This is a genomic window from Lysinibacillus contaminans, assembly GCF_001278945.1.
Taxonomy (GTDB): Bacteria; Bacillota; Bacilli; order Bacillales_A; family Planococcaceae; genus Lysinibacillus; species Lysinibacillus contaminans.
The window spans coordinates 183,592-209,473 of sequence record NZ_LGRV01000007.1 but is presented as its reverse complement, the minus strand read 5'-3'; the positions used below and the strand labels follow the sequence as shown (position 1 = coordinate 209,473).

The window sequence follows — 25,882 nt, the reverse complement described above, 5'->3', positions numbered from 1 at the left end:
TACTGCTGTTAGCTGGTTGCGCTTTCTTCGTGCTTATAATACGACTTGCCTACCTCATGCTTTAAAAACCCAGCAGAAAAAGTGGTGCATCTGCTGGGTTTATTTTATCGTTATTTTTTTACTACTCCCCCGTAAAGCTCTGGTCGTCTATCCTCATAGACGGGGATTCTTCCGCGTACTTCATCGACAATTGAGAAATCGACGTCAATGACAGCAACCTCTTCATCTTCAGCTCCAACCCAAAGTACCTCACCCCATGGCTGAATAACCATGGATTGTCCATTAAAGTTTTCTACTTTGTTGGCAATACGGTTAACAGCAATCACAAAGCACTGGTTTTCGATGGCACGTGCTTGTAATAATGTTTTCCAATGATCAATACGTGGTGTTGGCCATTGTGCTGGCACGAATATTACTTTTGCACCGTCTAGTGCATGGGCACGCAGCCATTCTGGGAAGCGAATATCGTAACAAATCACACCTGCAGCTTCGATATCTCCCAGTTGGAAACGATTCATGCTATCCCCTGCTTCTAGATATAAATGCTCGTCCATTAAACGGAATAAATGAGCCTTACTATATTCGCCTACCTGCTCACCATCTTTATTGAACGTGTACGTCGTATTGTAAAATTTATCGTCCTTCTTCGTTGAAACAGATCCACCGATAATATGCACACTCAGTTCCTTAGCCAAGCCTTGTAAAAATGCTTTCGTACGTTCACCATCAACGTCTGCAAGCTCTGGTAATTTTTCGAGTGCATAGCCCGTATTCCACATTTCCGGTAAGACAATAATTTCTGCTCCAAGACTTGCAGCTTCTCGAATTTTATCTTCTGCTCGTGCAAAATTTTCTTCCACCTTGCCAAAACCTACATTTAATTGGATACAACCTATTTTCACGATTTCATCCTCCTCTAGACATTTAGTAAAAAAAGTAATAGTATTTGCAACATAATCTATTAGTAATTATTATATTCTGAAAAAGGTGAATGTACATGGAATTTTCGAAAAAACTACAACAACTCCCGACTCAATTTTTTGCCGCACTTGTGCAAAAAGTAAATGCTGCACTAGCAGAAGGTCGCGATGTCATTAATCTTGGTCAAGGAAATCCTGACCAACCAACACCTCCACATATTATCAAGGCATTACAAGAAGCGGCTGAAAACCCACAAAATCATAAGTACCCTCCGTTTAGAGGTGTACAAGAATTACGTCAGGCCGCAGCAGACTTTTACAAACGCGAATACAATGTTGATATCGATCCAGATACCGAAGTAGCGATTCTCGGCGGAACAAAAATCGGGCTCGTCGAACTACCAATGGCCATTTTAAATCCTGGTGATTACATGCTACTCCCTGATCCAGGCTACCCGGATTATTTATCCGGTGTTGTGTTAGGTGACGTCAATTATCATGTGATGCCGCTTTTAGCTGAAAATGACTTTCTACCGGATTACAACAACGTATCAGATGAAGTAAAAGAACGTGCTAAGTTACTCTATTTAAACTATCCAAATAACCCAACTGGTGGCACAGCAAATCTGGCATTCTTTGAGGAAACTGTTCGCTTCGCAAAAGAACACGACCTTGTCATTTCTCACGATTTTGCCTATGGTGCAATTGGTTTTGATGGCGTTAAACCTGTCAGCTTCATGCAAGCAGAAGGTGCCAAAGATGTAGGCATTGAAATGTACACATTATCGAAAACGTACAATATGGCAGGCTGGCGTATCGGCTTTGCTGTAGGGAATGCTAAAATTATTGAAGCTATTAATCTCATTCAAGATCATCTATTTTGTAGCCAGTTCCCGGCTGTCCAACAAGCAGCAGCAGTCGCACTCACTGCTTCTCAAGAGTGCGCTAATGAACTACGAGCAACTTATGAGCGTCGTCGCGACGTACTTGTGGAAGAAGCAGAGCGTATCGGTTGGCAAGTGACAGCACCAAAAGGTTCATTCTTTGCATGGCTTCCTGTCCCTAGTGGTTTCAGTAGCGAAGACTTCGCCAATCTTCTTCTCGAAAAAGCAGATATCGCTGTAGCTGCTGGGAATGGTTTTGGTGAATATGGTGAAGGTTATGTCCGTGTTGGTTTACTTGTAAGCGAAGATCGGCTACGTGAAACGATGGTAAGAATCGATAAATTAGGCTTATTCTCTGCGAAAATGTAGAATATTTATCATTTTCTGAAAAGTTCTTGATTTATAAAGTTTTTTAATATATTGTTATTTCAATAGTTTTTAATTTAATAAGTATCTCTTATCAAGAGTAGCTGAGGGACTGGCCCTGTGAAGCTCGGCAACCATCTGAACATCAGAAAGGTGCTAAATCCTGCAAAACAGTTTTTGTTTTGAAAGATAAGAGAGGTTATTTCCGTGCCTCTCCTGCCGAAACATCTTGAGAGGCTTTTTAAATTTCAAAATACCAACTATACATATATACATTGGAGGAATAACACACATGAAGAAAAACAAATTCGGTTTATTTTTATCAGCAATTATTTTAACTGGGGCACTTGCTGCTTGTGGTAGTGATGATGTGGAAAAAGGACAAGCATTAAGTGAAGATAAATTATTAATCGGCGTGACAGCAGGCCCACATGAACAAATCATGGAGGTTGTAGAAGAAGTAGCAGCGGAAAAAGGCTTAGATATCGAGCTAAAAGTATTTTCCGACTATATATTACCAAATACATCACTTGATGAAGGCTCGATTGATGCAAACAGCTACCAACATAGCCCTTTCTTAGTGCAATTTAATGAAGATAAAGGAACAAATCTAGTATCTGTTGGCGCTACTTATATTAGTCCAATGGGCTTCTACTCTGATAAATTTGATAGCTTTGATGATGTTCCAGACGGTGCAACAATCGGTATTCCAAATGATCCAACGAATAGCACTCGCGCACTTTATATTTTAGAAGATGCTGGTTACATCAAAATTAATGAAGAAAACCATGCAAAAGCTACAATTCATGATTTAGATGAAAATCCTAAAAACCTTAAATTTATCGAATTAGAGGCTGCACAAATTCCTAAGCAATTACCTGAAGTAGATGCAGCAGCAATTAACACTAACTACGCACTTGATGCAGGTATTAATCCATCTGAAGAAGCATTGTTAATTGAAGCAATCGATTCTCCTTATGCTAACCATCTAGTTGTACGCGCTGAAAATAAAGATGATGCTGTTGTGAAAACACTTATTGAATCTTACCACTCGGAAAAGGTACGTAAGTTTATTGAAGAAGAATTTGGTGGTTCTATCATCCCAACTTGGTAATGCATTATTTCTAAAAAGTTACCGTTACTCACGGTAGCTTTTTATCTTTCAAAAAAAGGAGTGACAACATGATTCAATTACAAAACATTACGAAACAATTTCAAACGAAAAGTGGCATAGTTCGAGCTGTTGATGATATTAATTTGCACGTTGAAAAAGGTGAAATCCACGGTGTAATTGGCTACAGTGGTGCCGGGAAAAGTACGCTAATTCGCTGCGTGAATTTATTGGAGCGACCTACTTCAGGTAACGTCCAAATTGACGGTGTTGATTTAACCAAGCTATCTGAAAGCGAGCTACGTAAAACACGCCAAAAAATTGGTATGATTTTTCAGGGCTTCAACCTACTAAAAACTGCGACTGTATATGAAAATGTAGCGATTCCTCTACGCTTGCTTGGTTATAGCAAAAAAGAAGTCGCAACACGCGTTGACAAATACTTAACTATTGTTGGCTTAACAGATCGTCAGCAAAGCTATCCAAGCCAGCTATCCGGTGGGCAAAAACAACGTGTCGCGATTGCCCGCGCACTATCGCAGGAACCTGAAATTTTACTAAGTGATGAAGCAACAAGTGCACTCGATCCCGAAACAACCGATTCAATTTTAGACCTACTACTAAAAATCAACGCAGAATTAGGCATTACGATTTTACTCATTACGCATGAAATGAACGTCATCCAAAAAATTTGCGACCAAGTCACAGTTCTTGAAAACGGAAAAGTCGTTGAGCAAGGTTCAGCTATTAATTTATTTACAAAACCTGCACATAAAACAACACAAAAGTTTCTCAATACAATTTCACAACGTACATTAGCACCTTCATTAATCGAGCATTTAAATTTATCTGGTGCTGTCACACGACTTACCTTTGTTGGTGAAAGCACAGGAAATCCACTTATTACTGAAGCGGCTCTCCAATTTAATGTGAAACCAAATATTTTGACTGCCAATATTATTGAGCTTAAAAACGGTGTTGTCGGCAATATTGTGACACATATTAACGGCGAACAAGCTGACGTACAAAAAGCATTGCAGTTTTTCCAAGCGAGCGGTGTGATCACGGAAGTGTTAGGAGGAACTAGTGTATGAATTTGATAACTGATTTTATCGACCAGTGGTGGGAAATTATATTTGAAGCAGCCCTACAAACATTCCAAATGGTAAGTATTTCACTGTTATTTTCTATACTTATCGGTGTTCCCCTTGGCGCGCTTCTTGTACTGACACGCCCTGGGCAAATGTATGCCAATAAATTTTTCTATCAACTATTAAACTTAATCATCAACATTATTCGCTCGGTACCGTTCATTATTTTATTATTCTTTATTTTGCCATTAACGAAAGAGATTGTCGGCACAACAATTGGAGTAAAAGGAGCTATCGTGCCACTTGTCATTTATACAGCACCTTATTTAGCGCGTTTAATCGAAACTGCCTTACTCGAAGTTGAATCAGGCGTATTAGAAGCTTACAAAGCAATGGGCATTAAGCGTACACAAATTGTATGGCATGTATTATTACGTGAAGCTCGCCCTTCGATGATGCTTGGCTTAACAATTGCAACGATCGGCTTAATCGGTGCAACTGCAATGGCAGGTCTTGTCGGTGCTGGTGGTCTTGGTGACCTTGCCTACCGCTACGGTCATTTACGTTATGAAGTCGACATTATGTATGTCACGGTATTCTTATTAATCATTCTTGTACAAAGCATTCAATCATTTGGTAACCGTGTAGCCAATAAACTTAAAAAGGATTAGGTGATTATCATGACAAATAGTGATTTACTTTTACAAAACATCAAAGCTGAAAAGCCCTTTCCTATCGCCTTTTCAGACTTAGAAAAAGCTGCAAAAGAAAAACTAGAAGTAGGTCCATTTGGTTATATTCAATCTGGTGCTGGTAACGAACAAACACTTCGTAACAACCGTACAGCCTTCGAAAAATATAGTATTACACCTCGTTTTTTACGAGATGTATCGCAGTTAGACACGTCGATTTCATTGTTCGGCAAAACCTTCCCAACACCGCTTCTTTTTGCGCCAGTTGGTATGAACGGCATGGAGCATCCAGATGGTGAACCTGCTGTTGCAAAAGCTGCAGAAAAATTATCGATACCATACATCCAAAGTACAGTGTCGACTTATTCAATGGAAGACGTTGCGAAAGCCGCACCAAATAGCACGCGTCTCTTCCAATTGTATTGGTCAAAAAACGAGGATATTTCCTATAGCATGGTGGAACGCGCTGAAAAAGCAGGCTTCTCAGCCATCGTTCTTACGATTGATACAGTGATGCTTGGCTGGCGAACAGAAGATGTGCGCAATCAATTCTCTCCATTAAAATTAGGTTTTGCCAAAGGAAATTACATGCAAGACCCTGTTTTCACAGAAGCTTTACCTGATGACAGCTTTGACAGCTATGTTGCTTCAGTCATCGATAATATATACCACCCTCATATGACGTGGGAACATGTCGCAGAGCTGAAAATGCGCACAACGCTGCCAATCTACTTAAAAGGCATTTTACATCCTGACGACGCTCAGCTTGCTCTCGAAAACGGAATCGATGGGATCATCGTTTCCAATCATGGTGGCCGTCAATTAGATGGTGTCATCGGCAGCTTAGATGCACTTCCCTCAATTGTGGAGGTTGTAGCAGGACGCGTACCTGTCATTTTAGACAGCGGCGTGTATAGCGGGATTGATGTGTTAAAGGCATTAGCACTTGGCGCAGATGCGGTTGCGATTGGTCGTCCATTTGTTTACGGTCTTGCATTAGCCGGGCAAGCAGGTGTTGAACAAGTGATGCAAAATATTTACGAAGAATTTAAAGTATCGTTAGCGCTTGCTGGTGCTTCAAGTATTGCAGAGGCACGTAAGTTACAGTTGGTGAAAGCCTAAAATAGAGACAAATATTTAGGGCAAGCCGAAGTTAACCGTCACTTTGGAGTTTTTATCCATCGATTTCACAACTTTATCCGTCTTAACCTTAAATCTCTTCAAAAAAGAGGGATGCCTCATTTATTGTGGCATCCCTGTTTCCAATATTATTGTATAATTCCTAATTCGCGCCCTACTTTTTCATAAATCGCTAGTGCATTATCAAGCATTTCCTTCGTATGCGCTGCAGTTGGCATATTACGAACACGCCCTGTACCTGCTGGGACCGTTGGGAAGACAATTGATTTTGCATAGACACCTTCTTCAAATAGTCTGCGCGAGAATTCCTGTGTTAATTTCTCACCACCAATAATACATGGCGTAATCGGCGTTTCTGAATTACCGATATTGAAGCCTAATTTCGCAAGTCCAGCTTTCAAGTAATCCCCGTTATCCCAAAGCTTATCATGAAGCTCCGTAGAATCGATGAGCATTTGTACTGCAGCGGTAATAGCCGCTACATCACCTGGTGGTAAAGCTGTTGAGAATAGGAACGGACGAGAGCGTACTTTCAACCAGTCGATTAGGTTCTTCTTACCTGCTACATAACCGCCCACTACGCCAATTGCTTTTGATAACGTACCGATTTGGAAGTCGATTTCTTTTTCTAAACCGAAATGCTTCACTGTACCCTTGCCTTTACCGGTTACACCAGAGCCATGTGCATCATCCACATACGTGATTAAGTCGAACTCTTTTGCGATTTCCACGATTTCTGGAAGCTTGGCAATATCGCCGTCCATTGAGAACACACCATCTGTAATAACCATCACTTTGTTGTACAAACCTGATTCCGTTGCATCTTTTGCTTTCGCACGTAAATCATCCATATCAGAGTGATTGTATGCGATGATTTTCGCACGTGATAATCGACAGCCATCAATGATTGAAGCATGATTTAACTGGTCGGATAGAATGGCATCATTTTTATCCATAACAGCAGAAATTGCTGCCATATTACAATTAAAGCCCGATTGATAAGAAATCGCCGCTTCTGTTCCTTTAAATTCTGCTAGCTTTTCTTCTAGTTTTACGTGAAGGTCAAGTGTACCGTTAATTGTACGTACTGCCCCTGCCCCTACACCATATTTATCTGTCGCTTCTTTGGCAATGCGCTTTAATTCGTCATTTGTTGCTAAACCTAAATAGTTATTGGAAGATAGGTTAATGAGTTGTTTGCCACGCACCTGAATAACTGGTCCGTTTGCACTTTCTACTGGGTCAATTTCATTGTATAAACCTTGCTCACGTAAGGCTTGTAAGTTTTCATCTAAAAATGCATTTAATATTTTAGACACTAGTATCGTCCTTTCTAAAAAACCGTACTTGTTCCTAGTTTAGCACATTCATACTCTATTAAAATAATTCATTTTCGTAATCTTTGAAATAATGGCGCAGTTTTTTCTCGCCACGCTGATGTCGACAAGCAACGGTCCATTAGTTGACGAATCGTATGCTCTACTTCTGCATATCGTACCGCATAACCCATTGCATTTTGCATGGACTCTTTATAGGCTGCACGAATATCTTCAATTTCCGCCTCTGCCTCTTCTGTTAGCTTGCAATGCTGACCCATATCGAAAATGGCATCCCCACTGCGTCCTTCTTCCGGATCGAAAATATGCGGATCTGTACTATCGAAAATACAAAAGTTCAACTCAGGAATAATGATCATATCTACTGACCCTGCATCAAGGCCACACCAAACAATTTGAGCATCTAGTCCCCTTGTATTTGCTTCATCTGCCAAGCTCTTCATTAATGAAGACTTACCTGTACCTGGCTTTCCTTTAATCATCAACCGTCGTTTTAAATTTTTCGTCATGCTTTCCACTGTGTTTTGCGCACCAGTTGGCGTTAAAGTTCCAAGTAAACGATGTGTACGTATGCCTGTTTTGTTGAGTGTCATCGATTGGAAAAGATCTGTCTTCAAACTAGTAATCTGGTCATCTAATGCTTGCCAGTCCATACAACTTTGCGTAACCACTTCCCAGTCATCATGCAATTTCTTTGCAATCTCTAACATACAAATACATTTTTCACGCCATAGTTCCCGGTCCCTCATGGCTGTAGCCAACTGCCCGCCTACACCTTCTAACTGTTTTTCTTCCAAACAGTCATAGAAAGAAATAACGCGATGTTTTGTGCCCAGTAATGATGGCTCAAGATTCCACTCTGAAGACCATACAAAAAGATAATTACATTCTCGTATGAAGACCGCTTCCACAATCTCTTCGAGCAATGCATGTTTGAACCATTCTACCGCAAAACCTTGTTTCACATAGAAATAGCCAAGCTCTTTTAATAGCTCTGACCCTCTATAGGTCGGTGCCCCTTGCAGTATATAAACAAGCGCTGCTTCGTCCATCATTTCTTTATATAAATGCTTTCTCCCCTGTCCCGTCAGTGCATGTCCATAATAATAAGTAACATTTCCGTTCATTGTCCTTCCCCCTTTACCTTCTGCCCTGCATTATATGACGCATCTCCTAAAAACATGAAAAGCTACTTTTATCATATTTGATAAAAGTAGCCCGATAATTTTAATAAAATGGCTTTACGCCTTCCATATTCCCAATGCATTTCAGTAACACTTTTCGACAATACGGTAATGAATATTGCACAATGTAACCTGATGTTAGCGCAATTAAAACTGTTCCGATACCAACTGGCCCACCAAGTAGCCCGCCCAAAATCGTTACTAATACTTCAATGCCCATTCGTGCACTTTTAATGGTCCCACCAAATTTTTCTACAAGTATCATCATTAGTGTATCTCGTGGACCCGCTCCCATATTTGGTGCGATATACATTCCACAGCCAAAGCTTAATATAAACACACCAACTACAAAATATGCGATTTGTAACACATAAACATCAGTCGCGGGCAATAGCCAATTAAACACATCAATAAACAGTCCGATCAAGAACATATTTAACCAAGTGCCCAGTTTCGGCCATTCTTTTAGCACCAATGATGTCGATGTGATAATAAGTAGTCCCGTTAAAATTGACCATGTGCCAATAGTTAAACCGAAGTTTTGGAATAACCCTACATGTAACACATCCCATGGACTTGTTCCAATAACTTTCCCTTTAATCGACATCGTAATACCGAGCGACATAATCAACATCCCGGCAATAAAAAACGTCCAACGCCATCCAATAACCCTTCGCATTTTACAAACTTCCCCTTATGTATAAGATTGCTTTACTGTATCATATTTTTTCCATCCTCCGGAGATTTTTTCTTCATTTATCTCACTAGCTGCTGAGATAAATGAAAATAAAAAAACCATCCATAAAATTAATCATGGATGGTCGTAATTGGGGCAAGTTGCCCTTTCGTCACCGCCAGTAAATCATCAATCTGGACGTGTATTTGCATGCCTATTTTACCTGCACTCACAATGATACTCCCTTGCTCACGCGCAGATTCATCAATAACCGTGGGATACAATTTCTTCATACCAATTGGTGAACAACCACCGCGTACATAGCCAGTATACCCAAGTAATTCCTTCACAGGTAGCATCTCAATTTTCTTTTCCCCAACGACTTTTGCCGCTGCTTTTAAATCGAGTTCTTCCGCAACGGGAATAACAAAGACAAATAGTTTTTGTGCACTTGCCTTAGCCACTAATGTTTTGAACACACGAGAAACGGGATGTCCAATTTTTTCAGCTACAGAAATCCCGTCCACTTGACCATCACCAGTCTCATATTCCATCACATCAAACTGAATTTTTTGTTGCTCTAATAGTCGCACTGCATTTGTTTTAACATGTTTCGCTTTAGCCATGTGAAAATCCCCCATTTATGCAATTAGGCTGTCCACGAAAACGTAGGTTCATACCTCGGTAGATAGCCGTTCTTCGCCATTTCAGAATGTGCTGTATATTTAGCGGCTACATGTTTAAAAATGTTCGCCATATACGATTCCTCATAGCTCCTACCGAAAATTGTATCTGCAAATGGGTCTAATTTCAATTCTTTTGAGAATCGCTCCGGTACCTTTATTTCAATCGGTTCTCGAACAAACGCTGGCTCTTCATCCAAATCATTAGTTTCTTCTATTTCAGTACCATTTAGTTTTGCCTGCACTTGCTGAATTTGCTCACCAGCACTCGCTGCTACACGTAAATCTTGCGGTGAAGGATCTACAGGTGCTAACGCTGCGCTTCTAACTTTTTCTAAGATTTGAAGCGTTTCTTCTTCAGTTGATCCAGCTCCAGCTGTAATAGAAACTTCGCCACCTGTAATGTATCGCTCGCCTTCAGGGCCTGTTGTATGTGTATACGAAATTGGGCCCGTTACATCCCCACCAACTGCTTTATGTGCCTGCTCATGTGCACGCACACTTTTTTCAGTTTGTTGCATTTCTCGAATGGTTGCCTGTTCTTGATGTGTGACTTCTTTCGATTCTTCTTTATGTTTTTCATACAAATCATGATCTTTATGACCAAACAATAGATTCTCTAACTCTATTAAAGCGGGGTTTTTCTTTGGTTGAAAATACTGGAGATTTTTGCGATATACATCTCCAACCCCTTTACGTTGTAGGATTTTTCTACGATCCTCTAAGGCTGCAATTCTCTCTTGTTGGATTAAACCAGAAATTTTCATAGTATTCACCTCTACTCCCTATAATATGTAAGTTATTTAATATATATGAACTTTTTATTAACTACACTTTTACCCACTAAACAGAATCTGTACACTTATTATCGGAATTTTCACAAATAAACTAAAGTGGTCTTCCCTACTTTTTTACAGATAGTTAAAAATGAACCTTCTTGCATAGGTCTTAAGGCTTTTTATTTCCACAAAAAAAGCTACGTGGATTTTACGTAGCCTTAAGAAGTTATTTATTTACTTTTTGAAAACTGCAACATACATTTATAAGCTACGTAACCAATAAAAGCACCAGCCGTATTTAAAATTAAATCATCAATATCCGTCGAACCCACTCTGAAAATAAATTGTACCGTTTCCACAGCTAGGCTTGAGAGAAATCCAATAAGAATTACCGGCCATACTCTTCGAAAACGCTTCGATAATAACGGTAGCAAAAAGCCCATCGGTGTAAAAATCAATAAGTTCCCAAGTAAATTAACAACAATTAAATCTATATTAAAATACTGTGAGTAATTTATGTATCGCATGATCGTATCAAACGGTACAAAATTAGTTGTTCCACGCCACGTACTATAATCGAATAGACCAAGTTCACCTAATGTATATTCTCCACGGAACAAAACGAGTACAACGTTTACTAGACGATCAATCACTAGTTTATAAAACGCTATACAAGAGTAAACACTAAACAGTAGCCAACCTGTGAATTTTATTTCCATGTAATATTTATCAATCCACACGCGGTACGGCAATGGAAGCTTGGTATCATCCTGCACATTCGCTATATTATTTTTCGCCACTCCATCACCACCTACTCCCTTTTATCCATCTCATATTTTAATACGATATGCCTACCTATGCAATGGGGTAAATATAGCAAAAAACCGTTTTAAAAACCTTTTACTCGGCTTTTAAAACGGTTTTCATATTTATACTGGGTTGACGCCGTGCTTTCGTTGTGAGAATAGAACATACTTCGACATATATAGTTCCAAACGAGTCTCAAGTGCTTTACGCAAATCATTTGGCTCTATGACATCGTCAATAATCAGCTCTGATGCTAGACGATAAACGTCAATTTCCTCTTGGTACTCTTTTCGCTTCTCTGCGATAAAGTCTGCCTGTTCCTCTTTTGGAAGCGCAGCAATCTTATTTGCATATACTGCATTTACCGCCGCTTCAGGTCCCATTACGGCAATTTGTGCGTTGGATAGGGCAATACAGCAATCTGGCTCAAATGCGGGGCCTGCCATTGCATAAAGTCCTGCCCCGTAAGCTTTACGCACAATAACCGTCAGCTTCGGTACAGTCGCTTCGCTCATTGCAAAAATCATCTTCGCGCCATGACGGATAATACCAGCTTTCTCGACTTGCGTCCCAATCATAAAGCCGGGTACGTCTGCTAAGAAAATAAGCGGAATATTAAACGCATCACACAATGAAATGAATTTCGCTGCTTTATCCGCGGAATCGTGGAATAATACCCCACCTTTTGCACGAGGTTGATTGGCAATAATCCCAACCGATTGCCCATTAATGCGCCCTAGCCCTGTGATTAATTCTGGTGCGAATAACTTCTTCACTTCGCAAAACGAATCTTCGTCGATTAATCGATCAATTAATTGGTACATATCAAAAGGCACATTTTGATTTTTTGGAATTAATTCTTCTATTGACTTTTCAAAGGATGCTGGTGGCTTCGGCGCCTCTACTTTACTGCGCTCAGCGTAATTATTCGGGAAGTAGCCCAAATATTTGCGTGCATATGCAATAGCTTCTTGCTCTGTTTTTGTAAGCACATCACCACAACCAGATACCGAGCAATGCATTTTAGCACCGCCCATTGTTTCTAAATCTACTTTTTCACCAATAACCATTTCCGCCATACGTGGTGAGCCCAAGTACATCGATGCATTGCCTTCCACCATTACAACGATATCGCAAAATGCTGGAATGTAAGCGCCACCTGCTGCAGAAGGACCAAACAATAAGCAAACTTGCGGTACTTTTCCTGAAAGTTTTACTTGATTGTAGAAAATACGTCCTGCACCGCGGCGTCCTGGGAACATTTCTAACTGATCCGTAATACGTGCGCCCGCTGAATCGACTAAATACAATAACGGACAATTTAACTTTTCAGCCGTTTCTTGAATACGAATAATTTTTTCTACTGTGCGTTTTCCCCAAGAACCAGCTTTAATCGTTGAATCATTCGCCATAATACATACTGTACGACCATGGATTTTGCCAATCCCTGTGACAACACCGTCTGCTGGCAAATCACCCGCTAAACAGTTTGCAAATAAGCCATCCTCTGATTGTAATCCATCATCTAATAATAATTCGAGGCGCTCACGTACAAATAATTTTCCTTGTTGGGTATTTTTCTCGTGATATTTTGGCTGACCCCCAGTTAAAATTTGTTCCTTCATCGAATTCGCCGTATTATCTGTCGTTACATTGCTCATGTTCCATTCCTCCTTATTCCAATCAATACGCCTCGGCGCAATTGTACCTGCCGCTATGCTTTCGGTACAAAAAACATCTGCCGCTGACGCTTCGTTACACTTCGCTTTCGCGCAGATAAACAATGCGTCCGGATTTTGAATTGTGCTCGCACAATTAACTCCTTTCAAAATCCATGACATCCGCCGGAGGCTTTAATTTAATTCAGTAGGTGTTTGAATGCCTACTGAATCAACACTGAACCTGATATTTCATTTCACTATCTAAATAGATAATGAACTACCACTGAATTAAATTAATTTACTGTCCTGAATATTGCGGCGTTCGCTTTTCTTGGAAAGCGAGCAATCCTTCCAAACGATCTTCTGTTGGAATAAGTGCACTATATGCCAGTGATTCAATTTTCAAACCCGTTGCTAAATCGACTTCCACCCCTTGATTAATGGCGATTTTCGCTTGCACTAAAGATAAAGGTGCATTTTTTGCTATTTCCAGTGCAAGTTGTTGGGCTTTTTCTTGAAGTTCATGACCTTCATATACGTACTCTACAATTCCATAACTTTTCGCTTCTACCGCATTTAAACGTCGTGCTGTATAGATTAATTCCTTTGCTTTTCCGATACCAATAAGTCGTGGTAAACGCTGAGTTCCACCTGCTCCTGGAATAATACCAAGCGATGTTTCCGTAAGACCTACTTTTACATGTGATGCGGCAATACGTAAATCACAAGCAAGTGCTAGCTCTAGCCCACCGCCAAATGCGACGCCGTTTAGTACCGCAATCACTGGTTGTGCGAGCGCTTCTACTTTAGCCACTGTCCCACCGATTAATTGCACAATCTGCTTCACTTGTCGGTCAGACATGCCTTGACGCTCTTTTAAATCTGCGCCTGCACAAAAGGCCTTTTCTCCAGCTCCTGTTAGTAACACGACACGTACCGCTGGATTTTTATTTACTTGATCGAGCATATCACCTAGATCTGTTAAGAGCTGTACAGACATGGCGTTTGCCGCTTCAGGTCTCATCAATGTTATGATCCCTACACCATCACCTAGTAATTCAAACTGAACAAGTTGTGTCATAGTGCCTGCCCACTCCTTTCGTTGCGGACAATTGCCATTTGTTTTGATGCAACTGGTTTACCAAGTTTTTTCTCAACAAATGTCGCCGCTTCTAGCACTGCATTCATTTCAATACCCGTATGAATACCCATTTCATCAAATAGATACAATAAATCCTCTGTGGCCACATTGCCAGATGCTCCTTTTGCATAAGGACACCCACCGAGTCCACCAAGCGCACTATCGAATTTTGTAATCCCCATTTCTAGGGACTTTACTATATTCGTAAGCGCTGTACCACGCGTATCGTGAAAATGCATCGCAAATTTTTCTGCCGGATATCGTTTTAACAATTCTTCTAATAGACGCTCTACTTGTGTCGGAACGCCAACGCCAATCGTGTCGCCTAACGAAATTTCAGCAACATCCATTTCAAGTAATTTGTCTGCTACACGTAAAACTTGCTCCGGCTGTATGTAGCCTTCATATGGGCAACCAATCACTGTTGAAATATAGCCACGTACTCGCTTTCCAGCTGCCTTTGCCCCTAAAACGACTTCCTCTAACACAGGAAATGTCTCAGTTACCGTTTTATTAATATTATTTTGATTATGGCTTTCACTTGCTGACATGAAGACACTGGCTTCATCTATATTTGCCTGTAACGCACGTTCTAAGCCACGCAAATTTGGTATGAGTGCTGCATACGTAATATCTTTTTCACGCTTAATGGCTTGCAACACCTCCACTGCATCTGCCAGTTGTGGAATCCATTTTGGATGTACAAAAGACGTTACTTCAATATAATTTAGTCCCGTCTGACTGAGTAAATCCACAAGCTGTACTTTATCGGCAGTAGCCATGTGTACCTTTTCATTTTGTAGACCATCCCGAGGGCCAACTTCCTTTAACGTCACATGTTTTGGTAGGTGCATAACTGTGCCCCCTTATCCGATTTCTAAAATTGGATCATCTAAGTTAATGAAATCACCTTCATTGGCAATAATTTTTGTGACAACGCCACCTTCTTCCGCTGCAATCGGAATTTCCATCTTCATTGATTCTAAAATGGCAACATCTTGCCCTGCCGTTACTTGATCGCCCTCTGCTACGACAATTTTCCAAACAGTTCCTGCCATGCTCGCTTTTACAACTTCCATCATAAATCCCTCCAAATAGTTGATAGTAAGGAAGTATTGCAACAAGACATCGCAATACTTCCATTCCGTTGATAAAGTATTTTATCCATAGAAATAGCGCGAAAAAAATTGTTCTTAAAAATGGTCTCTATACCAAAACATGGGATTGATTTCCGTTGCGCCAGCGTGCTTTCCTGGGGGCGTCCGATAAGCCGCTTCACTCGCTATGCTCGCTCCAGGGTCTTATCTGTGACGCTAGTCCCCAAGGAGTCACGCTGGCTTCACTCCAATCAACAAACACTTTATTCAAAATGTCATCTCCGGCTTTTGGTGATGATCCAAGAAAATTCTAGTTGATTGGAGTGAAAGGCGGCGACTCCTAGGGGATCAGCGAGCAACTTGAGACCCTGCAGGAGCGTAAGCGACGAAGCGGCTCAAGGCTCGCCCCCTGGAACGCGTCCGCCTGGAACGGAAATCAACGGGTCCCTTGAACAAACTCTCATAAACGTTCATAAAGCATTTATTGTCGTTATTGTTTTTCAAAAATGTGGAGGTATTGCAACAAATCTTTGCAATACTCCTCCATGTTTACTTCATTTCTTCTAGTTGGGGTAAATAGTACTCCTCAACGAACTTAGTCGTTGTAGAGCCTTTTAAAAACTGCTCATGGGTTACAGTTTTCAAAAGCATAGGGATGTTTGTTTGAATACCTTCTATTTTGTAATCTGTTAAAGCTTGTGTAAGACGCTCGCATGCAATCGCACGTGTTTCGCCCCACACCACCAATTTACTAATCATTGGATCATAAAATGGTGTTACAATTGAGCCTGCTTCTACACCACATTCATGGCGAATACCAACACCCGTCGGTAGCTCTAGCTCTGTGATCTTGCCAGGGGACGGGAAAAACGTCGTCGGGTTTTCTGCGTAAATTCGCACTTCAATCGCATGTCCTTGTATTTCAATCGTGTCACGTGTAAACGCTAGTGGCTGTCTTGCCGCTACCTTCAATTGTTCTTCTACAAGATCTAGCTTCGTAATCTCTTCCGTCACCGGATGTTCGACTTGTAAGCGCGTATTCATCTCTAAGAAATAAAAATTTTGGTCTGCATCTACTAAATACTCAATTGTGCCTGCATTCACATAACCGATATGTTCGGCTGCTTGCACAGAAGCATCTAGCATCTGCTTTCTTGTTTCCTCTGAGATAAACGGGGATGGCGCCTCCTCGACTACTTTTTGATTACGCCTTTGTATCGAGCACTCGCGTTCAAATAATGGAACAACATTTCCGTGATGATCAGCAATGATTTGCACTTCTACATGGTGCGGATTGGCGATAAATCGCTCCATGTACATCGTGCCATCACCGAAGAAAGACTCCGCACGTCTTTGATTGCCTTCAAAGGCTTTCGTCAACTCCTCGGCATTTTCTACAAGTTGCATACCAATACCACCGCCACCAGCTGATGCTTTCAACATAATTGGATAGCCAATGCGTGCTGCAATTTCTACAGCTTCGGCTGCATCCTTCACCGGCGTTTCCACACCTTCCACAATTGGTACTCCCGCTGCTTTCATCGTCTTACGCGCTTCTAATTTACTGCCCATCGACGCAATCACATCAGCATTTGGTCCAATAAAGACAAGACCTACCTCCGCACAACGTTTAGCAAAATTCGCATTTTCCGATAACAAGCCATAGCCTGGATGGATTGCATCTGCATTGCTTTCCTTCGCAACTTCAAGAATACGCTCGATATTTAAATAGCTGTGCGCTACAGGTGGCTTACCAATACAGTAGGCTTCGTCTGCGTCTCTTACATGTAGCGCCTCAGCATCTGCCTCCGAGTACACTGCGATCGTTTGGATATTTAATCGTTTACATGTTCTGATAATACGCCTCGCTATTTCACCACGGTTTGCAATTAAAACCTTCTTGAACATTTCCCTGCCCCCTCCCTACCTCACTGCTATAACAAATTCATCACGTAATTTAAACTTTTGCACTTTACCCGAAGCTGTCATTGGATAGCTATCGATAAAGAAAATATGTTTTGGTATTTTTTGTTTTGAAATTTTATTTCGGCAAAAGTCTCGAATATCTTCAGCTGTTGCCTGCTCGCCTTCACGTAAAATAATCCAAGCCGCCACTTCTTCTCCGTAAACTGGATCAGGTACACCCGCAACTTGCACATCGAAAATTTTCGGATGTGTATAAAGAAACTCTTCAATTTCACGAGGATAGAGATTTTCTCCACCGCGAATAATCATGTCTTTTAAACGACCCGTCACGCGTATATAACCTGCTTCATCCTTTGTCGCTAAATCCCCCGTATGAAGCCAGTTATCACGATCAATAGCCAGACCGGTTTCCTCTGGATTATTGTAATACCCTTTCATCACGTGGTAGCCTCTTGTACATAGCTCCCCTTGCTCATTTGGTGCCACTTCCTCATTTGTATCAGGATCCACAATTTTCACTTCTAAGTTTGGTAATGCACGGCCGACTGTCTCGACCTTTAAATTGAATGGATCATCTGCTTTCGTTTGCGTAATAACTGGCGAAGACTCTGTTTGTCCATAAGATATTGTTATATCTCTCATGCCCATTTTTTCGATAACAGCTTTCATCACTTCGACCGGGCAGTTTGAGCCTGCCATTATTCCAGTACGTAGCGTTGATAAATTAAATGACGAAAAATTCGGTAAATTCAATTCGCTAATAAACATAGTCGGCACACCATGTAATGCTGTACACTTTTCCTTTTCTACCGTTCGCAATACTTCTTCCGGCGAAAACTCTTGTACAGGTACCATCGTGCCTCCACTTGTTGTAATGGCCAACGTACCAAGGACACAGCCAAAACAGTGGAAAAATGGAACGGGAATACACAAACGATCCTCATGCGTTAATTTCATGCATTCTGCAATGTTGACCGCATTATTAACTAGGTTAAAATGCGTTAACATAACACCCTTTGGAAAACCAGTCGTTCCAGATGTATATTGTATATTAATGACATCATCATAATGCAAAGTTCCTTGTCTGATATCTAACTGCTCTTCCTTCACTTGCTCAGCGGCAGCTAATACGTCCGACCAATTTAACACCCCTGGATATTTCGCATCGCCTATTAAAATAACATTCTTCAATAAAGGTAAACGCTTAGACTGTAAATTTCCAGGTTCGCAATGCTCAAGTTCAGGACACAATTCTTGTAGTGTATTTATGAAAGAATGATCTCGATAGTTTTCGATTAAAATAATGGTTTTTGAATCAGACTGTTTAAGTAAATATTCCAATTCACTCGCTCGGTAATTTGTGTTTACCGTTACAAGGGGAGCGCCCATTTTCCCTGTACTGAACTGTAATTGCACCCACTCAGGAACATTCGTCGTCCACACAGCAATATGATCGCCTTTTTCAATCCCAAGGGCCATCAAACCTCTAGCAACTAAGCGGCTCTGTCTATTAAACTCCTCATAAGTCATTCGTAAGTCTCTATCTGCATACACAAGCGCTTCACGTTTCGGATACTTTTCACTTTGTTCATCTAGCAACTGACCAATTGTTTGATATACAAGCTCTGCCATGAAAATCCTCCTTGTATTTGCTATTGAATTTTTTAACAGCCAATTAAACGAGAAATAACGAGACGTTGAATTTCAGAAGTACCTTCACCAATTTCCATTAACTTAATGTCACGCAAATGACGCTCTACATCATATTCCTTCATATAACCTGAACCACCATGAATCTGAATTGCTTGATTGCAAGTACGGAAGCCCATTTCGGAGGCAAATAATTTTGCCATCGCCGCTTCTTTACCAAACGGTTTCTTCTGGTCTTTAAGCCATGCCGCTTTATGTACTAACGTACGAGCAAGCTCTATTTCCATTGCCATATCGGCTAATTTAAATTGTATTGCTTGGAATTTTGAAATGGATACGCCGAATTGTTTACGCTCTTTTGCAAATTGTAGCGCCTTCTCGTAAGCTGCTTGTGCAATCCCTACTGATAATGCCGCAATGGAAATTCGTCCACCATCTAAAGTATTTAAAAATTGACTGAAGCCCCGCTTTTCATCACCTAGCAAATTAGCTCTTGGTACACGTACATTTTGCAATACAATCTCACACGTATTAGATCCACGCACACCCATCTTGTCATAATTACAGTTAATTGTGACACCAGGTGTATTGGTTGGCACGATAATCGATGAAATAATTTTTTTACCATCTTCACGTTTACCCGTTACAGCTGTGACGATGATTTGACGCGCATGACCCGCATTCGTTATCCAGCATTTTTCGCCGTTAATCACGTAATCATCGCCATCCACAACTGCTGTTGTAAGCGTTCCACCTGCATCTGACCCTGCATTGGGTTCGGTTAAACCGAATGAACCGAGCGTCTCACCCTTTGCTAAAGGAACCAGCCATTCACGTTTTTGCTCTTCTGTCCCAAAATTATAAATGGGTGCAGCACCTAAACTAATCGCAGCTGCATAGCTTAAACCTGTACCCCCGCAGGCGCGGCCAATTTCTTCAACAGCAATCGCATAAGAAACTGTGTCTCCACCCGAACCACCGTACTCTTCTGGAAATGGGATACCCATCAAACCGAGTTCAGCCATTTTTTCAAAGCTTTCTATTCGCATTGTTGAAGTTTCATCCACTTCACGTGCATATGGCTTAATTTCCTTCTCTGCAAAATCACGAACCATATCCCGAATCATCTCTTGCTCTTTCGTTAGTTCAAAGTTCATCCCTAGCTCCCCCTTTGCATCTGCTAAAAAAGTTAAACCGACTAGTCGGTTTGTATTACTAATTAATAAAACCAGTCTCTGTAGCTGGCTTCATTGCGATCATAAATTGAGTTGCTTCTTCCCTAGCTTGTTCGGTCACAATTGAATGTAAAATCATGTCCATAAATACTACTGTAATTTCTTCCATTGTCAGTGGCCCTGTTTGCTTATACCATTTATATGTCCAGTTAATCATGCCCACGATTGCCATCGTCACAATCGTACCCGGTAATTCTGAACGAAAATCATTTGTCTGCTGCCCTTCAACAATGACCTTCTGTAAAATTCCACGATACTGATTGCGTTTTTTGTGTATAAGTTCACTGTACACTTCTGGCAACGAACCGCTTTCTTCGTAAAAAACCGTGATATGTGCCTGATACACGTCAAACACTTCGGTAAGTGTTTGGATCATCGCGCATAATCTGGTGATTGGTGTATTGTATTGATCATAGGCATCTTGTGATTTTTTGATAACATAAGAAATGAAGACATCATGAATTTCATATAACAACTCATCTTTTGATTTGAAATTATGATAAAATCCACCTTTTGATGCACCAATATATTCGACAATACGATCGACTGTCACGCCATGATAACCATCTTGCTGAAACAGTATTAGGGAAGCCTCTACAATCCGTTGTTTTAACGTTTTCTTCACCATAAGCATCTATCCCTCATTTGTTACTCTGAACTTCACTACTCATTTTACCTATCTAGCAAAATATTAAGACAAATTCAATATAGCATTCTAAAAAATGGATGTCCAGTGATAATTAAGTCGATTCATGTCGTTTCGAGCATATAAACTTCATTAAGCAGAATTTTTATCAATACACTTTCAAACCATCACTTACAGTAAACGATGCTTCCGTTCGAGCACGAATTTCTTCCACAGATAAATCAGCTATTTTTTCTACTAACACCATTCCACTCGGTGTAAAATCAAATACCGCTAAGTCCGTAATCAAACGATGAATTACACCCTGTCCTGTTAACGGCAGTGTGCATTCTTTTTTTACCTTGGACTCCCCATGTTTAGACATATGATCCATAATGACAATGACACGCTTTGCTCCTTGTACAAGATCCATTGCACCACCCATGCCTTTAATCATCTTTCCTGGGATCATCCAGTTAGCTAAATCACCAGTCTCTGAAACTTCCATGCCACCTAAAATCGCTAAATCGATATGGCCCCCACGAATCATTGCAAACGATTCCGCACTATCAAAATAAGAAGCACCTGCCACGGCTGTTACTGTTTCTTTACCCGCATTGATTAAATCAGCATCTACTTCCGCTTCTGTCGGATACGGGCCAATGCCTAAAAGACCATTTTCAGATTGTAATAACACTTGATAATCCGCAGGAATTTCGTTTGCTACTAATGTCGGCATCCCGATACCCAAATTAACGTTCATGCCATTTTCGATTTCTTGCACAGCACGACGTACTATACGATCTCTTGTTTCAGACATAGTCATCCAACCTCCTTAGCAGTCAATAGTCGTTCAATCCGCTTTTCGTAGTTTTCGCCCACTAAAACATGTTGCACATATACACCAGGTGTATGAATTTCATCAGGATTTAATGCGCCGACTTCCACAATTTCCTCTACTTCAGCAATCGTAATTTTCCCAGCTGTTGCTGCAAGTGGATTAAAATTGCGTGCTGTTTTACGGTACACTAAATTGCCAAGTGTATCCGCCTTCCATGCCTTTACAAATGCATAGTCGCCAACAATTGCTCGTTCTTCTAAATACACTTTGCCGTCAAACTCCTTCGTAGGCTTCCCCTCTGCAATTGGTGTTCCTACGCCAGTTGCTGTATAAAAGGCTGGAATCCCTGCACCACCCGCACGAATACGCTCTGCCAATGTACCTTGAGGCGTTAACTCCACTTCAAGCTCCCCACTCAAAAATTGCTGCTCAAATATTTTATTTTCACCTACATAAGATGCCACCATTTTCTTAATTTGCTTGTTCGCTAATAAAAGTCCAAGGCCAAAATCATCAACCCCACAGTTATTACTGACCACAGTTAAATCCTTCGTACCTTTTTGACGGATTGCCTCAATCGCTTTTTCAGGAATCCCACATAGTCCAAAACCACCCACAATCACGGTTTGTCCATCTTTTAAATCTACAAGCGCTTCTTCAAATGATCGTTTTACTTTTGTCATCCCTATCACCCCTTATACTTATATGTACTATAATGTTAGTCCATTTATTTCCATAATAAAAATACATATATAGCATGTTATTCATTCTTTAATGGAATAAATGACTGCCAAGACCACGATTCTGTTCGAATCATTTTCACTAATTCCTGTAGGGCAAAGGATTTGTAACGATCTTTTAAACTGACTAAGCCTAACTTCCAAATAAGTGAATTGGTCAGCGGAATAATTTTCACATTGGGATTTGACTGCTTCTCGTAAATTGCTCTAGGCAAAATCGTGAGCCCTAAATTGAGCCCAATCAATTCCACAATTAAATCCCACTGCGAACTTTTATAAACAATGTCAGGTGAAAAACCCCCATTTTCACATGCACGAATAACAAAATCATGTAAGGCATACTCATTGGAAAATAAAATAAATTTTTCGTTTTTTAATTCTTCTACAGACACTTCTGCACACTGCGCTAAAGGATGCTCTTTATGTACATATAAAACAAAATCATCTTCAATAAACTGCTCGATCGTAAACGCAGGCTCCTCAATCGGCAATACCACAAAGGCAACATCCACTTGCCCAGAATGTACTAATTCACTAATTAACTTAGCCCCGCGCTCCACGAGTTCTAATGTTACTTTTGGATATTGTTGATGAAAGGTACGCGCAATTTCAGGGAAAAACAATGTGCCAATCAATGGTGGAATGCCTAACTTAATCGTCCCTAATTGCACATCTCGTATATCTTGGATTGACTGACCTAATTCCTGCAGATTATATAAAATTTTTTGTCCATGTTCGTATACAACTGAGCCAATATCTGTAACTTGTAACTGCCTTGTCGTTCGCTGCAGTAATTGCGCCTGCAACTCATTTTCAAGACGCTTCACACTTTTACTTAATGTAGGTTGCGAAATAAATAACACTTCCGACGCCTTCGTATAACTTCCATGCTTCACAATTGCCATAAATATGTTTAAATCTCTTAATTCCATTCTCACCAACTCCATTCCACTCTATCTGTTACTTATTAGTGTTGGGTCCCCTTTTTCCCTTCAATACCCAATAAAAACTTATATAAAAAAGATTGGCATTACACTAAAATATGTACTTCACTCTTTTTTTCCAATCAAGAGGCACCCTATGTCATTCTACTAAAATAGTTTCATTCATAGGTATGCGCCAAATAATATTGCACTTATACTTACAAAAACACCAAAAAAAGTACAATAACAACTAAAAACAGAGCCATTTTCTCTCCGCTGACCACTCTACAAATTAACACAGATAGGGCAATAGACTTATGTTCTTTCTGATAAAACAGACTATAAAAATGCTGATTTCAATCAGAAAAATGCATTTTATAGAATTAGAGCAGCAAAAATAATAATATTTCCGAATTTAGATCATTAATTATTTGGATCATTAACAAAACCTGGACTTTACTTTAAAAGAAAGTTTGCTTTTTTATAAGCACATGGAACGGAGGGTAACAAGTGTAGCTGATAGCATTCGCCTTTCGCTACATCCAGCAAGAAAAGCGTGTGAGCCTTCAGACCCCGCACAAAACGCAGCGAAACTTTTTTTTGCGACGAAAGAGGAAGCGGTAGTTGCTAGGAGGACGCTCAAGCCACATTTTCTCTCAAAATTTTATCGAGTTCATTTCGTTTTGACACAGTTGAATTCTAACACTGACTTAAACAATCTCGAATTAATTCAAACGCTCGATTTTGATATACAACTTATTTTTTAATAAGTGTCATTTTAGGTCTTTAGCATCTATTTATCACATATTTTTTAATATGTCGTATATCAATTTCGACAAATAGGCTTTTTAGCGTTTGAAAAATATTCTAAAAGAATTTGTTGTTCAGTTTTCGCTCGTAAGAAAAATGAATGTGACCTCACGATTTGGACATGCTCAGAATTCATGCAAATATTTTGCATGAACAGCTTTTGGTGTAAAGACAAAAAATCCCCTTAATATCATTCATTACATTAAAGGGGAAATCTCTAAGTTTACTTTCTCGTCTTTATAACGCACGCAAAATGGCTCGTGTAATAATACTTACACCCGTCATAAGTCGTTCTCTATTAAATGTCATTTTTGGATGATGTAATCCTGGTGTTACACCACATCCAAATCCAAGCATCGTCGCTTTCAGGTTAGGCCGTTCATACGTATAAAAATGAAAATCTTCAGCGCCTGGCGTAACAACTGGCGGTGCACATGCTTCCTCACCAACAACCTCAATAATAGCCGTTCGCATAATTTCCACTGCATCCTCATTTACTAAAGCAGCAACAACGTGTACATCTGCTCGTAAATCTATCATTGCACCATAAAGTATTTCCACTGAAGTTTTCACACGCTCAATACCTTTAGTTAATGAAAGCATCGCTTCATTCGTTTGAGCACGTGCATCAATACTAAATGTCGCTTTTCCAGGGATAATATTCGCTGAGGAACCTCCTGCTTGGAATTGCGTCATTTTGGCTGATGCCGATACATTCGAATCCGTCCAAATTTTTTGTAAACCTTCAACTATTGCTGCGCCTACCTCAATAGCATTAATGCCATGTTCAGGACGTGATCCATGTGCATCTTCACCAATAATCGTTCCTGTAAAAATCTTGGCTGCTCCATGATAAATTGCTGGTGCATGTGTGCCATCCGGCAATTCTTTTAGTGGACGAACGTGTACGCCGAATAAATAATCTAGATCATCTATAAGACCTTTTTGGACTAAGGCATGGGCACCCTCCGCTTTTTCCTCAGCGGGCTGAAAAATAATCCGTACTGCACCAGAAAGAACGGACTCCATCTCTTTTAAAAGTAATGCCGTCCCAATAGCCATCGTCATATGACCATCATGTCCACAAGAATGATTCGCCTTAAAAACCCCATCTACATCTTGCCAGAGCGCATCCATATCTGTTCGAAACCCAACTTTTGGTGTTCCTTTTCCGATATCGACATAAAGTCCAGGGATATCTTCGAACACATGTGGTTCCATATCTGCATCTTTCAATATATTTGCAATGTATTTCGTCGTTTGCTGTTCTTGCCAACTAATTTCGGGATGTTCATGTAAATGTTTAAAAATCTCAACTAACTTCGGTTGTAATCTTTGTAAATCCTCGTTCATTCTAGTCAACCCCATCATTATTCAATCAATTACGACTCAGCGTAATTGTACCTGTTGCTGACGCTTCGCTTTCGCACAGGAAAACAATGCGACTGTTGCTGACGCTTCGCTTTCGCATAGAAAAACAATGCGTCTAGATTTTGAATTGTGCTTAGGCCTACACGATGTAGGTCTGTTAGCCGTTGTCGCATGGATGCTACGACCTTAGGC

24 protein-coding genes and 1 riboswitch are annotated in these 25,882 nt (G+C 40.4%); of the genes, 5 read left to right on the top strand and 19 right to left on the bottom strand.

Annotated elements, in window-relative coordinates; genetic code table 11:
- Window positions 1–110: 110 nt before the first annotated feature.
- Window positions 111–902, bottom strand: coding sequence for a carbon-nitrogen family hydrolase (locus AEA09_RS17245; protein WP_053585190.1), 792 nt, complete (start codon window positions 900–902; stop codon window positions 111–113).
- A gap of 95 nt (window positions 903–997) precedes the next feature.
- On the opposite strand from AEA09_RS17245, the gene AEA09_RS17240 reads away from it, so the two are divergent.
- The 5 genes from AEA09_RS17240 (at window position 998) to AEA09_RS17220 (ending at window position 6,186) form a co-directional block, all read left to right on the top strand.
- Window positions 998–2,173, top strand: a complete 1,176-nt coding sequence (locus AEA09_RS17240; protein WP_053585189.1) for a pyridoxal phosphate-dependent aminotransferase — start codon at window positions 998–1,000, stop codon at window positions 2,171–2,173.
- Window positions 2,174–2,258: 85 nt separating this feature from the next.
- A riboswitch (SAM riboswitch) is annotated at window positions 2,259–2,366 on the top strand.
- Window positions 2,367–2,462: 96 nt separating this feature from the next.
- The gene (locus AEA09_RS17235; protein ID WP_082332715.1) at window positions 2,463–3,284 is read left to right on the top strand and encodes a MetQ/NlpA family ABC transporter substrate-binding protein; all 822 of its coding nucleotides are present in this window, start codon (window positions 2,463–2,465) and stop codon (window positions 3,282–3,284) included.
- A 68-nt stretch (window positions 3,285–3,352) separates the two neighbouring features.
- Complete coding sequence (locus tag AEA09_RS17230) at window positions 3,353–4,375, top strand: methionine ABC transporter ATP-binding protein (protein WP_053585188.1); 1,023 nt, start codon at window positions 3,353–3,355, stop codon at window positions 4,373–4,375.
- Complete coding sequence (locus AEA09_RS17225) at window positions 4,372–5,043, top strand: methionine ABC transporter permease (protein ID WP_053585187.1); 672 nt, start codon at window positions 4,372–4,374, stop codon at window positions 5,041–5,043. The genes AEA09_RS17230 and AEA09_RS17225 overlap by 4 nt, the downstream gene beginning before the upstream one ends.
- A gap of 9 nt (window positions 5,044–5,052) precedes the next feature.
- Window positions 5,053–6,186, top strand: coding sequence for an alpha-hydroxy acid oxidase (locus AEA09_RS17220; protein WP_053585186.1), 1,134 nt, complete (start codon window positions 5,053–5,055; stop codon window positions 6,184–6,186).
- Window positions 6,187–6,332: 146 nt separating this feature from the next.
- On the opposite strand, the gene AEA09_RS17215 is transcribed toward AEA09_RS17220, so the two are convergent.
- From AEA09_RS17215 to AEA09_RS17120, 18 genes are all read right to left on the bottom strand, one after another.
- Window positions 6,333–7,523 carry a glycine C-acetyltransferase gene (locus AEA09_RS17215; RefSeq protein WP_053585185.1) on the bottom strand — a complete coding sequence of 397 codons (1,191 nt, stop codon included), beginning with the start codon at window positions 7,521–7,523 and terminating at the stop codon, window positions 6,333–6,335.
- Window positions 7,524–7,591: 68 nt separating this feature from the next.
- Window positions 7,592–8,668 (bottom strand): nucleotide kinase, encoded by a 1,077-nt coding sequence (locus tag AEA09_RS17210; RefSeq protein ID WP_053585184.1) that lies wholly within the window; start codon window positions 8,666–8,668, stop codon window positions 7,592–7,594.
- Window positions 8,669–8,768: 100 nt separating this feature from the next.
- On the bottom strand, window positions 8,769–9,404 hold the full coding sequence (locus AEA09_RS17205; RefSeq protein ID WP_053585183.1) for a YczE/YyaS/YitT family protein: 636 nt from the start codon (window positions 9,402–9,404) through the stop codon (window positions 8,769–8,771).
- Between the two features lie 128 nt (window positions 9,405–9,532).
- On the bottom strand, window positions 9,533–10,027 hold the full coding sequence (gene ybaK, locus AEA09_RS17200) for a Cys-tRNA(Pro) deacylase (protein ID WP_053585182.1): 495 nt from the start codon (window positions 10,025–10,027) through the stop codon (window positions 9,533–9,535).
- Between the two features lie 23 nt (window positions 10,028–10,050).
- Window positions 10,051–10,851, bottom strand: coding sequence for a putative metalloprotease CJM1_0395 family protein (locus tag AEA09_RS17195; RefSeq protein WP_053585181.1), 801 nt, complete (start codon window positions 10,849–10,851; stop codon window positions 10,051–10,053).
- 242 nt (window positions 10,852–11,093) lie between these two features.
- Window positions 11,094–11,663, bottom strand: a complete 570-nt coding sequence (locus AEA09_RS17190; protein WP_053585180.1) for a VanZ family protein — start codon at window positions 11,661–11,663, stop codon at window positions 11,094–11,096.
- 129 nt (window positions 11,664–11,792) lie between these two features.
- Window positions 11,793–13,331 carry an acyl-CoA carboxylase subunit beta gene (locus AEA09_RS17185; RefSeq protein WP_053585179.1) on the bottom strand — a complete coding sequence of 513 codons (1,539 nt, stop codon included), beginning with the start codon at window positions 13,329–13,331 and terminating at the stop codon, window positions 11,793–11,795.
- 298 nt (window positions 13,332–13,629) lie between these two features.
- A complete protein-coding gene (locus tag AEA09_RS17180) occupies window positions 13,630–14,412 on the bottom strand; it encodes an enoyl-CoA hydratase (protein ID WP_053585178.1) in 783 nt (260 codons plus the stop codon).
- Window positions 14,409–15,326, bottom strand: coding sequence for a hydroxymethylglutaryl-CoA lyase (locus AEA09_RS17175; RefSeq protein ID WP_053585177.1), 918 nt, complete (start codon window positions 15,324–15,326; stop codon window positions 14,409–14,411). Before AEA09_RS17175 ends, AEA09_RS17180 begins: the two co-directional genes overlap by 4 nt.
- Window positions 15,327–15,338: 12 nt before the next feature.
- Window positions 15,339–15,551 (bottom strand): acetyl-CoA carboxylase biotin carboxyl carrier protein subunit, encoded by a 213-nt coding sequence (locus AEA09_RS17170; protein WP_053585176.1) that lies wholly within the window; start codon window positions 15,549–15,551, stop codon window positions 15,339–15,341.
- Window positions 15,552–16,118: 567 nt separating this feature from the next.
- Window positions 16,119–17,477 carry an acetyl-CoA carboxylase biotin carboxylase subunit gene (locus AEA09_RS17160; protein ID WP_053585174.1) on the bottom strand — a complete coding sequence of 453 codons (1,359 nt, stop codon included), beginning with the start codon at window positions 17,475–17,477 and terminating at the stop codon, window positions 16,119–16,121.
- Window positions 17,478–17,492: 15 nt separating this feature from the next.
- Window positions 17,493–19,127, bottom strand: coding sequence for an AMP-binding protein (locus tag AEA09_RS17155; RefSeq protein WP_053585173.1), 1,635 nt, complete (start codon window positions 19,125–19,127; stop codon window positions 17,493–17,495).
- A gap of 32 nt (window positions 19,128–19,159) precedes the next feature.
- Window positions 19,160–20,302: an acyl-CoA dehydrogenase gene (locus AEA09_RS17150; protein WP_053585172.1), complete on the bottom strand. Its 1,143-nt coding sequence runs from the start codon at window positions 20,300–20,302 to the stop codon at window positions 19,160–19,162.
- A gap of 58 nt (window positions 20,303–20,360) precedes the next feature.
- Window positions 20,361–21,008 carry a TetR/AcrR family transcriptional regulator gene (locus AEA09_RS17145; protein ID WP_053585457.1) on the bottom strand — a complete coding sequence of 216 codons (648 nt, stop codon included), beginning with the start codon at window positions 21,006–21,008 and terminating at the stop codon, window positions 20,361–20,363.
- Window positions 21,009–21,174: 166 nt separating this feature from the next.
- Entirely contained in the window at window positions 21,175–21,825 is a 651-nt protein-coding gene (locus AEA09_RS17140; protein ID WP_053585171.1) for a 3-oxoacid CoA-transferase subunit B, read from the bottom strand.
- 2 nt (window positions 21,826–21,827) lie between these two features.
- Complete coding sequence (locus tag AEA09_RS17135; protein ID WP_425412023.1) at window positions 21,828–22,529, bottom strand: CoA transferase subunit A; 702 nt, start codon at window positions 22,527–22,529, stop codon at window positions 21,828–21,830.
- A 77-nt stretch (window positions 22,530–22,606) separates the two neighbouring features.
- Window positions 22,607–23,518, bottom strand: coding sequence for a LysR substrate-binding domain-containing protein (locus tag AEA09_RS17130; protein WP_053585170.1), 912 nt, complete (start codon window positions 23,516–23,518; stop codon window positions 22,607–22,609).
- A gap of 1,038 nt (window positions 23,519–24,556) precedes the next feature.
- Window positions 24,557–25,672 (bottom strand): M20 peptidase aminoacylase family protein, encoded by a 1,116-nt coding sequence (locus AEA09_RS17120; RefSeq protein ID WP_053585168.1) that lies wholly within the window; start codon window positions 25,670–25,672, stop codon window positions 24,557–24,559.
- Window positions 25,673–25,882: the final 210 nt, after the last annotated feature.